This window comes from Cohnella endophytica (genome assembly GCF_003628305.1).
Taxonomy (GTDB): Bacteria; Bacillota; Bacilli; order Paenibacillales; family Paenibacillaceae; genus Cohnella; species Cohnella endophytica.
Genome location: NZ_RBZM01000006.1, coordinates 1 through 14665, shown reverse-complemented (window position 1 = coordinate 14665; position 14665 = coordinate 1). Strand labels below are relative to the sequence as shown.

Below are 14665 nucleotides of genomic sequence, written 5' to 3'. Positions count from 1 at the left end.
CTTTACTCAGCTTCGTTTCTATTTTCAAGCTTTAACAGCACCGTTCAGCATCGCATTGACATAATATTTCATCCCGAATGAGAATAAAATAATCGTCGGAATACTTCCCAGTACATACGCCGCAAAGGTTAACCCTATATCCTGCCTGCCCCCGCTGGAAAGATTAACCGCAGCAACTGTAAAGGTTTGCTGCGATTGATCAAGCACAAGCAGCGGCCAAAGATAATCGTTATAAACACTGAGAAAGGTTACTAAACCGATTGTAATCAGTATGGATACACTTAGCGGCAGTGCAATTTTACGATATAGATATAATTCAGTTCCCCCATCCATTCTTGCTGCCTCAAACAATTCATTAGGGATACCCTCGAAGAATGTGCGGCAAAGCAATATGCCTAATAATTGAGAGCCTGCAACATAAGGCAGAATCAGACCCCAGAATGTATGATCCAATTTCAGCATAACGATAAGTGAATATAAGGGAACAATGGTAAGTATGCCGGGAATCATCATAACGCCAAGGAGCATAATATAAATCAGCTGTTTGCCGGGAAAGGTATGTCTGGCCATCACATATCCGGTCAGAGACCCGAATAAAAGCGATCCAAAAATCGTAACCATACAAACAAATAAAGAATGACATAAGCTGAGTTTAATCGCCTCAAAAGCAAGCTGATAATTTTCCCATTTAATTTTCGCCGGTATGCCCCAGAAATCAATCAGCACATCCAAATTGTCTTTAGCCGACAAGAAAAACAAAAGAAATAAGGGAACTAAAGTCAAGATCAGCAGAATGAGCAAAACAGCTACAACAATACCTCTAGGAAACCAGCCTAATTTCATATATGACTCCCTACCATTTCGTTTTTAAAAATTTCATATTGAGCAGAGTAAGTCCCAAAATAACTACAAATAAACATGTGCCAATTGCCGAAGCATACCCATATTCGGAGCTGGCAAATGCAGCGCCATACATGGTATAGGCCGGAATTACCGTTGCAGTCCCGGGCCCTCCATTCGTCAACACTATGACTTTCACAAAATCCTGCAAGCTTCCGATAATTGTTAGGATGATCAGCACTTTAAACTGCGGCGTCAGCATGGGAATATGAAGCTTCGTAAACACCTGCCAGCCGTTTGCACCATCTATCCGCGAAGATTCAATTACCTCATTGTTCAAGCTCCCGATAGCTGCATAAAAAATTAAAAACGATACTCCCGAAATAAACGGAAAACCCGACATTACAATCGCCCATAAAGCTGTACCGGATTCAGCCAACCAGGCTCTGGTCCATTCCGAGAGTCCGAGAAATTTCAACAATTGATTGAGCAGACCATAGCTCGGATTGTATATGGATAGCCAGAGAAGCGTTCCCACCATGCCGGGAACCAGCATATTGAGCACAAAGCCCGTACGCAGCAAATACTTGGCCCGTTTGCCTTTCAATAAATGAATCAGCTCAGCGACAATCAGTGGAGGAATAATACTTTTTAATAGATCTGTCAATGTAAAAATAAGCTGATGCGACACGCTTAGACCCATAATAGAATCAGAGAATACACGCCCAAAATTCGCAAACCCAATCCAATGGGTAGTCACCATATCCCACTTAGTGAAGGAATGAAACAAAGCGGACAAAAGCGGATAGTACATAAAAATCAGAATAAAGGCTACCGAAGGAGAAATTAATGTATAGGAAACCGCATATTTCTTCATAGAAACCACCACCGTTAAATGCATTTGTTTTTACCAAGCCTGAAGGGGCAGGCTTAAACTATAACCTACCCCATTAGTTATTTATGGATTTGTTTTTGGATCCAGATCATATTTGTTCTCAGCAATTTGCTTATCTGCAAGCTTTTGAGCGAACTTTGCTTTATTCTCGAGGAATTTCTCAACCGTTAATTTTCCTTGATAGAAATCAAGGCGATTGGCATCCGAAGCTGGCTTGTCATCGGAAACACCCTCTGAAATATTAGTCAACGCGTAGGACATATTTCCGGCAACCTTGAAGCCTGTTAAGTAATCATTCACGGCAGCAGGCAATTCAACACCCAGCACCAAGCTTGGCCCTTGTACAAATTCTCCAACCTCAAGCGTACGTTCGAATATTTTCTGAGCTACATCTTTGGAGTACAGGTATTTCATAAAATCTTTCGTGCGTTCAACCTGCTCTTGGTCTTTTTTCGCTGTTATCCCTAGCGTATGGCCTGGTACCAAGATACCTCGAGGACTGCCAGGGAACAATGGATCCTCTGCCGCAAATTTCGGAAATTTAAAGGTCCCCCATTTAAATGATTTATCCTTAAGCTTCTGCTGATCTACAAGCAAGGTACCCACCTGCCAGCTTCCGCTCCAGAACATTGCCGCTTTTTGCGAAATAAACAAGGAATATACGGAATTGTCATCCATTGTCGCATAACCTGGTTCATAGAATTGCGATAAATCCTTTAGTGTGGTCCACCATTTTTTCTCAGCTGGCCCTTGATTGTCATACTTTTTGTCTTTAATCACATTTAGCACTTTTTCAGGGTCATACACGGCACCGAAATCAAACATCGGGTTATCCGCCGAATATTTAATCGACGTATTCTTGCTATCGACTTTCTCATCATAACGAGCGTCCCCTGGCAAGATTAACAGCTCAGGGTAAACGGATTGAGCACTCCAGTCAATAAAGGCGGTATGCATCCAGCTTTCAGATGACTGGTACGGCATGGCTAACGGAATATAGCCTGCATCCTTAAGCTTCTGGCTGTCCGCCAATAAATCTTCCCATGTTTGCGGAGCTTCTAGGCCAAGCTTGTCAAAAATATCTTTATTATAGTAAAAGCCGGTTCCGACTAGATCAAATGGGACGTTAGCCACATTGCCATTGTTATCGTAAGAATTTTGATGGTAAGCCGGATCAATTCCTTCAAAAACCGTCTTTCCGTCATTATATGGATTCGGCTCATTCACAAAGTCATTTAGCTTCAATAACCAACCTTTATTGATATATTCGGTTGGATCGGGCTGAACAACCAGGTTCGTATGAACAATATCCGGGGCATTATCTCCGCCTGCTGCCATCTTGGCATCAAAATTAGTTTTATAGGCTGCATTATCTTTAATAATATCAATCTTTACTTTCGTTTCAGGGTGAAGCTTGGTATAGGCTTCGGCGGCTTCCTTCAACGCAGTGCTGTAGTAGCCCGATATGGTTGCAAGCACAACCGTTTTGGTTTCTTTCTTCTCGGCGGGCTTCGATGTTTCCGCTGCATTAGTTGCAGGTGCTACAGAAGAAGAAGAAGAAGGGACAGAGTCCTTCGTTGCTTTATTACATCCAACCATGGAAATCGCAAGTATAGCCGCTATCACAAATATTCCAATTTTTCTTTTCATACTACATCCCCTTAAATATATTTAATTTGCTATTTTAAACCGCTATCGTTTAATTTGCATGCCTCCTTGAATAAATTTAGTTAAGCGGTTTATTTAATTTAAGTTTATGGGAACCGCTTTCATTTGTCAATGCTTTGTTTAGGGAAATTAAAAAAGCTGCCCCATTTTTCATAGGACAGCTTTCATCTAGGCTTAAGGCTTCATTCCAGAGGTGTAAACGTATTCCGCACTACCAACTTATGTTTAATTACTATATTCTCCGGTTCTGTTCTGTGCGTAATTGGAATCTTCTTAAATAAGAGATTTGCGGATTGTTGAGCAATCTCATGGGTAGGAATATCAATTGCCGTTATTCCATAGTTTTCTGAGATATATGAATTATCAAAAGTAATTATGACCAGATCCTTAGGAACCTCTAACCCCAGCTCTTTTATTTTTTCAATTACACCCATTGCAGGCATGCTTGAGCCTGTAATTAGTGCCGTAGGCGGTTCAGAAAGAGCCATAAAGCCCTCGGTAGCAAGCCTGCCGCTTTCAATATTGCCTAATCCCAGAAAGACGATTGATTCATCATAAGGTATATTATAGTTGAGCAAAGCTTGGCGATACCCTGTATGCCGATCCGAGCTCACTAATAAATCCGTTGGGCCTGGGCCGATGAATGCAATGCGCCTATGACCTGCTTTAATCAATAAGAGTGTTGCCTGATAGGACGCATCTACATTGTCGACATCGACCCAGTTGCACGGCAACCCACTTGGAGCACGGCTCATCAGAACATAAGGGAAATTCATATCATTCAAATGTTGAAACGTTTTCTGGTCATTTAGCGGAAGAAAAAAAGTCAAGCCTCCGACAGAACCATTCTCCACAAGCTCCAATACCTTGGAACTGCCCATTTCGTCTTCCCACGCCAACAGAATATTGTAGCCTCTGTCGCTGGCTACTTTGCCGATGCCACTTATAATATCCATCCCTACAAAATCAACAAATTCCTGACCAGGCTTAGGAATAATAAGCCCAATGGTGTTTGTTTTCTTAGTAGCCAATTTCCGAGCTGTAGAGTTTGGTTTATAATTAAGTCGTTTGACTACACTTAGTATGCTTTGCCTTGTTTCCTCGGATAAAGAACCCGTGCCATTAATAGCAAAAGATACCGCTGCTTCAGATACGCCGGCTTCTCTTGCTACATCACGCATTTTAACCATCATCCACATCTCCTAAACCGCTTTACTAATAATTAAGATACCATTTATATTGGAAAATGGCAACTAACTCCTTACATAAACGATTACAATTAATCCATTATGAGCCTACCACAAATAACCCAGCTTGCAGCCAGCTAGGTTATTTGTGAAAACATCAAGCTTAATCTGCAAAATGCTGAATGACTTGAATTTCTTCCAGCTGTAAGCGATAACTGCCTGGATCATCCACCGAGGGCGTGCCTAGCTTGGTCACGACAATTCTGACATATCTTGCTGTTGTTGGGGTAATGTAATATTCAACTGGGAAATCGGCCGGATTGGCTCCGTTTGTAATTGTTTTAACCGTACTGTAGCTTCCACCATCCGGTTTTACCTGTATCGTAAAATCAACCGGGTAATTGGGTGATCCTCCGCCCACTGCAGCTACATAAATTCTCGGAAACAGCTTTATGTCAATCAATCTTTGATTGGAGCCCAAATCGACCTCCAAATAAATCGGGCTGCTGCTTACATTATTTGAACCATACGCGCTACTTGTGTAGCCGTAGGAACCAAATGCAGGTGCTTCAATGTTATCTGTTAATTTGTTAAGTCCCCAATCTGTTAGAACCAACGAATCGTTAGAGGTTACTGTTTTGCCAAGTGCAACATTGGGCAGATCCGATGCTCCCATGCCAGTTGTCCCTCCAGGGGATTTTTGCGTATCGATCGTGAAATTATCAAAGCTGGCATCACTTTTGACATTTACAACTCCGGCATAACCGCTCCCGAAAACCGGTGTATCCGCAGGGTCGTTATAATAAAGCTGAGGGGATGAAACATTGCCCACGAAAACTTGAATGTTTTTGCCGCTTTTTACGATTTTGAGATGAAACCAGTTTAGCGGGTTCACGCCTGTTGGTTGAGGAACGTACGCAACCTTACCTCCTATGCCTCCTTTATACATAGAGACATTGCCACTGGCATCTACAAAAACCATATATCCGCTTGTATAATAAGCATCCCCTATATTTGATTGCCCAAAGCTTACACCGACCCAACCGCCTGCCGACACACTGTTGATTTTTAAATCGGCTTCAATGACACTATCCCCATAAATCGCTTTATTATAGGTGCTATAGCCCGGATCTGAAGCCGTATTCGATTGTCTATACACGCCGCTAGAAACTGCCCAAGTTCCTGCACTCGCTGTCCAATTCGCAGCGCTCGTCTGAAAATCCTCGACAATATTATTCTGAGCCGTCAAATTATCGAAGTGCGCACCCACCAATTTAGTCACGACTCCAAAAAAACCGCTAGTGAAAGGTACACCGCTATCCGTATAATTGATTTGCGGGGTTGTTGCCGTTCCGACAAACACCTTAATATTATCTCCGCTTTTTACGACTTTTAAATGAACCCTGCCGGTCATCGGATTGTATCCAGTCGCTGTATCGCTGACCACCTGACCTGTTCCCGCTTTATACAAGCCCAAATTACCATTCGCCCGCAAAAATACAAGATAACCGCTAGCGCTCCAGGTATCATTCGCAATTGTTTTACCGAGCTGAATGCCGGCCCAGTTCCCCGTATCCGGGGCCGCTGTTATTTGGAGATCAGTCTCATAGGTTGCATCGCCGAACACGTAATTGGACGCTGCCGCGTAACCGGGATCAGCCGCCGTTGAGCTCTGCACAAGCTCGCCTCCGCTTACCGTCCATGCCCCCCCATAAGTCGTCCAATTGCCTAGCCCCGCCTGGAAATCATCTTTAACATAACCGCTGTTTAATGATGCAAAGCTAATGGGCGACAACCGGGTCGTCCAATGATAATTCGTTGGATCACCCACTGCATAGCTAAGAAATTTTTGATCGGCTGCCTTAATATGCCCGCTGGCATCTCCGCTTAAACCGCTATTGCTCGCCTTCGCAACAGGATCGCCATTCATTTGGTATTCTTTCGTAAACGTATATCCATCGGTTGAACTATACATATTCAAGTAGGAATTGGCGCTCCCCCATTGATTAGTCGTAAGGGCTACGAATTTACCAAGCGAGTCCACATATTTAATATCGGTATGATCTTCACCCGGTCCCTTATTAAGTACAACGCCTTGAAGAGATACGCTTCCCGGCCAATTGGCATCGGTTGTCGAAGCCGTTGCCAATCTAGTCTGATTCATATTATTATCGACCCAGGTATAATAAATATAGAGTGTAGTTCCATTTACCACAAACGAAACTCCTCCTGCACCATAAACCAACGGGCTGCCGTCATAAGCAATAAAAGGCTGCGGCTTCTGTGTCTCTCCTCCCCACCCGGTTCCGTTCCATTTATCAAAGGGTCCATTGGGATTGCTTGAGCGGGCAACGTATATCTGGTTGTTCACCCCGCCGCGATTGGTTGTAGAGTCATAAGCCAGATAATAATAGCCGCCAAACTTAATGATTCCAGGATCACACGTAGAAAGCGCGTCCATAGAGCCTGCAGTCGGCAAGCTGACAAGCTGATCTGCCGACCAGGTATGTCCGCCATCGGTCGAGCGCGTATAACGCAGGTAGTCCCAAGGGTAATTATTCGTTGTACTGCCTGGCGAACACGACCACATGTCGATGCTTGCATCGGCATTCACAATAAATGAAGGACCGTAACGGTAATCCGCACTCAATGAGCTGTTTGGAGTGAATATATCCCACCCGGTAGAGCTGGTTATACCTATGTTAGCTGTTTGTGAGGATGAGGCCATGGCCAAGGATGCGCTTATACCAAGCATCAAGCTTATACCAAGCACTAGAATTAAGGTTCTTAAATATCGCAAATAAACTCCTCCTCGTTAGTATTTAATAGGAATATTGAATCGCTTGAAATCTCTTCGAGTTGCAGGCGGTAGCTACTGGATTCGCCTAGAGCCGGAGTTCTCAGCTTGGTAACCAGAATTCTGACATATCTGCCTGTAGTTGCAGCAAAATTATATTCTACAGGAAAATCTGCAGGATTGGCTTGATTCGTCACCGTCTTTACAGTCGTGTAGCTTCCGCCGTCCTTTGAATTGTGAAATCAACCGGAAAATTAGGAGAGCCGCTTATATATCACCTCATTGCCAAAGTAGTCTTCAGAAAGACTTAACGCATTTAGTTATATTAAGTAAAGCGGTTAATCATTATTTAAGTTTAATGTATTCGCTTTCAAAAATCAATGCTTTTACCAATAGCAACAATGGTGTGCCAATCTGGTGCAATCTTATTTAAACACATTTGACTAACACCTAAAAATTGTGTATAAAAAGAGCAAAAAGTCTTGATATACCAACATTGTTGGCAATCAAGACTTTTCATTTTATCTCAAACATGTCCCACCATTTGTCTCATTTATAGACGTTACCCATGCAATCAGAGAACAATGAGTCTGCGGAGGAACCGCCTAAACCTTATAAGCTCTCATAGCCTTAACGATCTCTTTCACCGAAGGACGTTTGCCGTACATTAGCACGCCGACGCGATAGATTTTCGCCGACAGCCAGCCGATCGCCAGAATCGATACGAATAGAATGCCGACCGACAAGACGATCTCCCACCAAGCCGGTTCGGACAAGCCGATTCTCAGGAACATGAGGAACGGCGCGAAGAACGGAACGTATTGGCACACTTGGATCAAGATGTGGTCCGGATGCGTAAGACCGAACATCGCGACGTAGAAGCCGACGAGGGTGAGCATGGTGATCGGAAGCACCGCTTGGCCGAGATCCTCGGTGCGGCTAACGATCGAGCCGACGGCGGCGAACAAAGTCGCGTATAGGAAAAATCCCGCCAAGTAGAAGCCAATCGCGTAGACGACCAGAGTCGGATCGATCGAGCTTAAGTCGATGCCTAATTTATCGAGCGAATCTTTGTTCTGCGGACTCAGAAGGTTGATGACGAGCGCGCCGACCAGAATGACTAGCTGGAGCATGGCTACGATGAACGTGCCCAGGATCTTGCCCCACATCTGCTTCAGCGGGGAGACGCTCGTGACGATAATCTCCATGACGCGGGAGCTCTTCTCCGCCGTAATCTCGGTCGCGATCAATTGTCCGCTGATCATGACGGACATGAACAAGAGAATGATCATGACGTAAGTCAGACCGATCGCCATGCCTTGCTCCTCTTCCGTCTTGCCTTTCTCGTTGGAGAAGCTGACTTTCTGGGTTGCGAGGGAAACCGGAGTGGATAGCTGCCGCTTCTGCTCTTCGGTCATCCCGGCATCCTTGATGATTTTATCGGTCTTGATCTTCTGAAGCGCGGCCGTCAACGAGGAAGAGGTTCCGCCCGAGAAAGCGCTCTTCGAGCTATAGGTCGCTTTCGGGAAATAACCCGCCGGGATTTCGGACGGTTCATCGAATGCCAAATATCCGCTAATATCTCCTTTTTCCAGAGCATCCTTCAATTGTTGCTCCGAGCCCTTCACGGCTATGAGCTCGACGGCCGGCTCGGGCAGATGCGCGTAATAATCCTTCAACCCTTGAACGATCGCCGGCTGTTGGCCTTCCGCATAACCGACCTTCGTCGCCTTGTCTCCGCCGCCGAGCTTATCGATCAAGTAGGGGAGGTTCCCCACGACGACGAGCAGCACGGCCAGAATAACCGTCAGAATAATAAAAGCTTTGCTGCGGAGTTTATTGCGGACCGTAAATCCCAACACCGTCCATAAGCTGTTATTCATGGTTCTCACCTACCGTCTTAATGAAGATTTCGTTCAGCGTCGGTTCCAATACTTCGAAACGCTTTATCGGTCCTTGAGCCAAAGCATGCTGCAAAATACGCTGCCCCGCTTGTGGATCGTCCACCTTCAGTTCGTATCCTCCGTGCTCATGCCGCAACACGTTCACTACGCCGGCCACATTTTCGAGACCGGAGATATCGCCTTCGGAAGCGACGACGACCCTCTCCTGAGGAAATTTCTTCTTAATCTCTTTGATCGGCCCTTGAAGAACCGGATTCGATTTGTGCATGATCGTGATGTTGCGGCATAGCTCCTCGACGTGTTCCATCCGATGGGTGGAGAATACGATGCTCGTTCCCCCGTCGCGAAGCTCCTTGACCGTCGATTTCAGCAACTCCACGTTAACAGGGTCGAGACCGCTGAACGCTTCGTCCAAAATCAGAACCCGAGGATTATGGATAACTGCTGCGATGAACTGGATTTTCTGCTGATTCCCTTTGGACAGCTCTTCGACCTTCTTGTTGTAATATTCGGGTACCTGGAACTTATCCAGCCACCGTTTCAGATTCTGGTCGGCATCCTTGCGCGACATTCCGCGAAGCTGCGCCAAGTAGATGATCTGATCGCTGACCTTGATTTTCGGATACATGCCGCGTTCCTCCGGCAAGTAGCCTAGCATGCTAAGTTGCTCGTTAGAATAAGCTTTTCCCGCGTAACGGATATCTCCCTCATCGGGCAAAATAAGTCCAAGAATCATCCGCATCGTCGTCGTCTTGCCAGCGCCGTTGGCACCCAGTAATCCGTAAATCTCGCCCTGCGACACCTCGAAGCTTAGGCCGTTCACGGCCGTTTTGTCCCCAAAGTTCTTAATAATGCGTTCCACCTGCAATGCTTTCATCGTCTAGCTTCCTCCTTCCGAATCAAACAGCTTAATATATCTTCCAGTTCCATGCGCTGAATGCCTAGCACCTGGAATCCGCAAGCGCGGCAGTACTGCTCCCCTTGCTCGGGGCTATCGACTTCCAGCCGGTATAGGCCGGGTCCCGCTTCCGTCAGCCCTTGCAGACCGGGAGTTGCATCTAACTTCTCGATGCCTGGCCCCGAAGCGCTCAGCTGTACGACCAACGTGCGCCAATCGTCCAGCAAACGATCCTTCTCGTATAATCCGAGTACTTTCCCGCGATAGAGGAAAAGAATATAGTCCGCGAGTCGTCTGATTTCCTCCAGGATATGGGTAGCCAGCACGAGCGTCCGGTCTCCCGGCTCCATGTAGCGCTGGAGCTCTTCCAGCATCGTCTTCCAGGCGAATGGGTCGAGTCCGGAGGACGGTTCATCCAAGAGCAACAACTCGGGGTCGTGCGACATCGCGATCGAGAGTTCCGCTTTCCGTCGCATCCCCTTGGACATCTTAGACAACTTTACGCTGCCGTCCACGTCGAAATGCCTTAACAGCTTGCGGTATTTCTCCCAATCCCAATTCGGATACAGGCCGGACGCGAACTTCGCTTTCTCGTCCGCCGTCAGCGAGTTCTCGTGCCCGTAAGGATTCTCGGGCAAGAAGCCGACTTCCCTTTTGTAGCTCTCGTCCTCGCATCCGTTCAGCCTAACTCCGAGAGCGGTGGCCTCTCCTTCGCGAATCGGCTCCAACCCCAGAAGCGACCGGAACAAGGTGCTTTTCCCCGATCCGTTCGGCCCGACGATCGCGGTCACCATGCCGCGAGGAATCTCGATGTCCAATGGGCCGAGCGTGAACTGCTCGTTGCGCAGCTTAACCCCGCGCCATGAGATTGCCGCTTCCGTCACATTCGTCGTCATTAAGAGGAGCCCTCCTTACTATCCTTTTTCCTGCGGATCAAGTCCCGAAACAGGCCTTCCAACTCATCGAACGTGCAGTGCAGCTGCAACCCCGCTTCCAATGCGCGCTCTAACTCTTCGCTCGCGCGTTCCAGTCGGTGCTCATCGCGAACGGACGTCTCGACGCCGGCCACGAACGTCCCCGTTCCCTGACGGGTTCGGATCAGCCCTTCGTTCTCCAAATCCTGATACACTCTCCGAATCGTAATCGCGCTGCATTTCAAACCTACGGCCAACTCCCGAATCGATGGCAGCATCGTCCCTTCCTGCAGTTGCCCGCCGAGGATGAGCCCGCGAAGCTGCACTTCAATCTGATGGTAAAGAGGCTCGGGACGTTGTTCGTCTATGCGTATCGGCAGCCACACAAGCTCACCTCATTTCTATATCTATCAGGTATCGTTACAAAGCCAGCGACCTTGATCGAATTCGCTTGACCGTCGTCCGATAACCCGCCCCTGTCGCGATTGATGCCGCAACCGTCGTAACCAGGAACAATTGCCATACGTAACCGTCGTTCACGAGCTTCAACACGCTTTCGAACACGTACACCTTTTGCCAAGCGAGCAACGCACAGACGGCCGCCATAAGTGCCATATACCCGAGATAACCGATTACGTATCGTTTCCCGTCGAAGCCGAGTTCCAGCCAGACGAACAACGAGTTAACGGCGAAGGCATAAACGAGCCATGCCAATCCGCATGCGCCCCATTGCAAAGGCGTTACCGCTTCGCGCAAATGAGGGGAGACGACGTATTGAAGGAAAAAAAAGCAAGCTCCGATGATCGGCAACGAGCAACCGACTTGCAAGTATCTGATCTGAACGATGGACGCGATCGGGATCGGCATCGTGCGCCAGTGGGCGAGCCTTTTCGAATAGAAGTCGTCTCTCCACATCCCGAAGGCTGATTTGTTCATGACCGTGCCGAATACCGGCAACATCGTGACGTAAATCCAATCGATCATTCCATGGTAATATTGCGGAGCCTCGTCGCCTCCGACGAGATCGTTAATGCTAAGACTCAACACCGCTCCGATATAGAGGGCGAACAGAAACGTGAAAACGATGCCGTGTCGTTCGCGTTTCCACAAGTAAGCTCCGATATACCTTCTACCTTGCTTCCGGTCCATGGCCGTCTCCCCTCGCACACAGTGTTCATGTGTGTATATTGTTATACACACTATACAGGATGCAGGAATAGGTCGTCAAGCCCACAGGAAAAATTTTCTTGCAGCCGATATACAGGGTATAGGTATCTTTTTCGAAAGCGAGCTGACAACATGAACCTTAAGCGAATCTCTTTCGCAATCGCATTTACTCTGACCATATGCCCCCTGTCCGGCTATACCGCGAGTCCCCAGGCTATCGCCGCTGCTGCGGTTGCGACTCCCTCGACAGTAAGCAGCGGACTCCCCGTTCATACGGCTCTGGAAATCGCCGCCCAATGGAAGAAGCTTATGCAGCCTTCCTTGGATGATGATCAACCTTACGTCGTCGTTCCTCAAGCTTCCGGTACTTATTCACCGGGTTCCTTGAAAACGAGTCGGATTCAAGAGGGCGTAAACGCCGTTAACTTCTACCGCTTCCTTAGCGGTTTGCCTTACGATATCGTCTCCTCCTCCGTTCTGAATACCCAAGCTCAGTACGGCTCCGTGCTGCTCGCCTCGGAAGGCAACTTCAGCCATAAGCCCCCGAAGCCGGCGGAGATGCCCCAAGCGTTCTACGACAAAGGTTTGGCGTCCACTTCCAGCGCCAACATCTACGCATCGTTCGGCTATGACGATCCGATTATCCCTCGTTCTATCGACGCTTATATGGAAGATTCCGATAAGGGCAATCTCCCGGTGCTCGGCCATCGCAGATGGCTATTGAATCCGCAATTGCAGAACATCGGCATCGGGATGGCGGAAGGCGCGGAAGATTGGACGTATTCCGCCCTGCAAGTGTTCGATCAGAGCCGGAAAAAGAAGGTGGACTATAACTACGTCGCCTATCCCGCGCAAGGAGCTTTCCCGACGGAGGTGTTCGCTCCTTCGTATGCTTGGTCGATCAGCTTGAACATGCAGAAATTCAAGAAACCCGTCGACAAGAACGTGACGGTCTATATGAAGAGATTAAGCGATAACAAGATGTGGAGCCTCGGCTTGAAAAACCGCAAGGTTACGGAAACCGGAGCTTACTTCAACGTGGAAAACAACGGCTACGGCTCGGGTTCGGCCTTGATTTTTCGCCCGGACGGGGTGAAGGAATACAAGGCGGGCGACCGTTATACGGTTACCGTGACCGGGCTTCAGGGGATTGACGGGAAAAGCCGGATCGTCTCTTATAACGTTAATTTCGTGAGCGCCGCTAAATAGGTTATAATGGTGCAATAGCGAGCGTATGCGAAAGGAACGATAGTTTCCGATGAGAAAAGGCCATTCATCGCCCCGCCCGCGTGGCGGGGCTTTTAACAGAGGCGGCACGAGCACGCCTCCGAAGACATTCAAGGTAACGGAACCGGGAGAGTTACTCGTTTTCCTCCTGGACAAGCTCGCCCCGCAAGGACGGAATTCCGTCAAATCCCTGCTCGCCCACGGACAAATATCCGTAGACGACCGGGTAGAGAAGCTGTACAACCATCCGCTGAAGCCAGGCCAAGTCGTCACTGTCCGCAAGGATCGTACGACCGTAGCTCCCCCGCTCGTCGGCCTTAAGATCGTCTACGAAGATGACGCGGTCATCGTCGTGAACAAAGATGCCGGCCTGCTTTCCATCGCGACCGAGCAGGAAACCGAGCTGACCGCTTACCGCCAACTTACGGCGCATGTAAGGATCGCGAATCCGTCTAACCGGATTTTCGTCCTGCACCGATTGGATCGCGACACCTCGGGTCTGATGATGTTCGCCAAGAGCGAGAAAGTTCAGCAGCAGATGCAAGACAATTGGAAGGACGTCGTGAAGGAACGCACCTACGTCGCGCTAGTCGAAGGGATGGTCAAGAAAACCCAAGGCACGATTACTTCGTGGCTCAAGGAAACTTCCACGCTCAAGATGTACTCGAGCTTCACGCCGAACGACGGCCAGCATGCGGTAACCCATTATAAGGTGCTGCGCGCCAGCCGCAACTACTCCTTGCTCGAAGTCGATCTGGAAACCGGACGTAAAAATCAAATCCGCGTCCACATGCAGGATCTGGGCCATCCGATCGCCAACGACAAGAAATACGGCTCGAAGACGAAGCCGTTTTCCCGCCTCGGCCTGCATGCTCGAGTGCTCGCCTTCGAGCATCCCGTAACGGGCAAGCTTATGCGGTTCGAGACGGACGTACCAAAGCCTTTCCTTAGCCAATTCCGCGAGGAACCTAAGGCTTAAACGAACGTAAAAAAACACCCCGCGAGGACGAGGAGAGAGTTTGGATCTCTTGCCTTACGCGGGGCGTTTTGTTATGTATACGGTTTGTCGCAATGTACTCAGGTTTCACCTGACTACACACACATCATCGACGACTCGACATCCTGCAATCAGGTTTCACCTGACTACACACGCATCATCGACGACTCG

12 protein-coding genes are annotated in these 14665 nt (G+C 48.1%); 2 read left to right on the top strand and 10 right to left on the bottom strand.

The genetic code is table 11. The features are described from left to right. Positions 1–24 precede the first annotated feature (24 nt). The 10 genes from D7Z26_RS14140 to D7Z26_RS14095 form a co-directional block, all read right to left on the bottom strand. Positions 25–843, bottom strand: a complete 819-nt coding sequence (locus D7Z26_RS14140) for a carbohydrate ABC transporter permease (protein ID WP_120977635.1) — start codon at positions 841–843, stop codon at positions 25–27. A gap of 10 nt (positions 844–853) precedes the next feature. After that, positions 854–1717, bottom strand: coding sequence for a carbohydrate ABC transporter permease (locus D7Z26_RS14135; RefSeq protein ID WP_158602310.1), 864 nt, complete (start codon positions 1715–1717; stop codon positions 854–856). Between the two features lie 81 nt (positions 1718–1798). Further along, positions 1799–3385, bottom strand: coding sequence for an ABC transporter substrate-binding protein (locus D7Z26_RS14130; protein WP_120977633.1), 1587 nt, complete (start codon positions 3383–3385; stop codon positions 1799–1801). Between the two features lie 200 nt (positions 3386–3585). Then, a complete protein-coding gene (locus D7Z26_RS14125; RefSeq protein ID WP_158602309.1) occupies positions 3586–4593 on the bottom strand; it encodes a LacI family DNA-binding transcriptional regulator in 1008 nt (335 codons plus the stop codon). Positions 4594–4753: 160 nt separating this feature from the next. Continuing rightward, a complete protein-coding gene (locus D7Z26_RS27480) occupies positions 4754–7390 on the bottom strand; it encodes a galactose-binding domain-containing protein (RefSeq protein WP_199731710.1) in 2637 nt (878 codons plus the stop codon). Positions 7391–7992: 602 nt separating this feature from the next. Further along, positions 7993–9270: an ABC transporter permease gene (locus D7Z26_RS14115; protein ID WP_120977631.1), complete on the bottom strand. Its 1278-nt coding sequence runs from the start codon at positions 9268–9270 to the stop codon at positions 7993–7995. Continuing rightward, positions 9263–10168, bottom strand: a complete 906-nt coding sequence (locus D7Z26_RS14110) for an ABC transporter ATP-binding protein (protein ID WP_120977630.1) — start codon at positions 10166–10168, stop codon at positions 9263–9265. Before D7Z26_RS14110 ends, D7Z26_RS14115 begins: the two co-directional genes overlap by 8 nt. Then, a complete protein-coding gene (locus D7Z26_RS14105; RefSeq protein ID WP_120977629.1) occupies positions 10165–11085 on the bottom strand; it encodes an ATP-binding cassette domain-containing protein in 921 nt (306 codons plus the stop codon). Before D7Z26_RS14105 ends, D7Z26_RS14110 begins: the two co-directional genes overlap by 4 nt. After that, positions 11085–11489 (bottom strand): GntR family transcriptional regulator, encoded by a 405-nt coding sequence (locus D7Z26_RS14100; protein WP_120977628.1) that lies wholly within the window; start codon positions 11487–11489, stop codon positions 11085–11087. Before D7Z26_RS14100 ends, D7Z26_RS14105 begins: the two co-directional genes overlap by 1 nt. Positions 11490–11523: 34 nt before the next feature. Then, the gene (locus D7Z26_RS14095; protein WP_120977627.1) at positions 11524–12252 is read right to left on the bottom strand and encodes a hypothetical protein; all 729 of its coding nucleotides are present in this window, start codon (positions 12250–12252) and stop codon (positions 11524–11526) included. Positions 12253–12402: 150 nt separating this feature from the next. Between D7Z26_RS14095 and D7Z26_RS14090 the strand changes: the two genes are divergently transcribed. Continuing rightward, positions 12403–13479, top strand: coding sequence for a CAP domain-containing protein (locus D7Z26_RS14090; protein ID WP_120977626.1), 1077 nt, complete (start codon positions 12403–12405; stop codon positions 13477–13479). A 49-nt stretch (positions 13480–13528) separates the two neighbouring features. After that, positions 13529–14476, top strand: a complete 948-nt coding sequence (locus tag D7Z26_RS14085; protein ID WP_120977625.1) for an RluA family pseudouridine synthase — start codon at positions 13529–13531, stop codon at positions 14474–14476. Positions 14477–14665 lie beyond the last annotated feature (189 nt).

Excerpts from the sequence above, each read along its gene's own strand:
- D7Z26_RS14090 (WP_120977626.1), top strand. The coding sequence starts at position 12,403 with ATGAACCTTAAGCGAATCTCTTTCGCAATCGCATTTACTCTGACCATA.
- D7Z26_RS14140 (WP_120977635.1), bottom strand. The coding sequence starts at position 843 with ATGAAATTAGGCTGGTTTCCTAGAGGTATTGTTGTAGCTGTTTTGCTC.
- D7Z26_RS14135 (WP_158602310.1), bottom strand. The coding sequence starts at position 1,717 with ATGAAGAAATATGCGGTTTCCTATACATTAATTTCTCCTTCGGTAGCC.
- D7Z26_RS14115 (WP_120977631.1), bottom strand. The coding sequence starts at position 9,270 with ATGAATAACAGCTTATGGACGGTGTTGGGATTTACGGTCCGCAATAAA.
- D7Z26_RS14110 (WP_120977630.1), bottom strand. The coding sequence starts at position 10,168 with ATGAAAGCATTGCAGGTGGAACGCATTATTAAGAACTTTGGGGACAAA.
- D7Z26_RS14105 (WP_120977629.1), bottom strand. The coding sequence starts at position 11,085 with ATGACGACGAATGTGACGGAAGCGGCAATCTCATGGCGCGGGGTTAAG.
- D7Z26_RS14085 (WP_120977625.1), top strand. The coding sequence starts at position 13,529 with ATGAGAAAAGGCCATTCATCGCCCCGCCCGCGTGGCGGGGCTTTTAAC.
- D7Z26_RS14095 (WP_120977627.1), bottom strand. The coding sequence starts at position 12,252 with ATGGACCGGAAGCAAGGTAGAAGGTATATCGGAGCTTACTTGTGGAAA.
- D7Z26_RS14125 (WP_158602309.1), bottom strand. The coding sequence starts at position 4,593 with ATGGTTAAAATGCGTGATGTAGCAAGAGAAGCCGGCGTATCTGAAGCA.
- D7Z26_RS14130 (WP_120977633.1), bottom strand. The coding sequence starts at position 3,385 with ATGAAAAGAAAAATTGGAATATTTGTGATAGCGGCTATACTTGCGATT.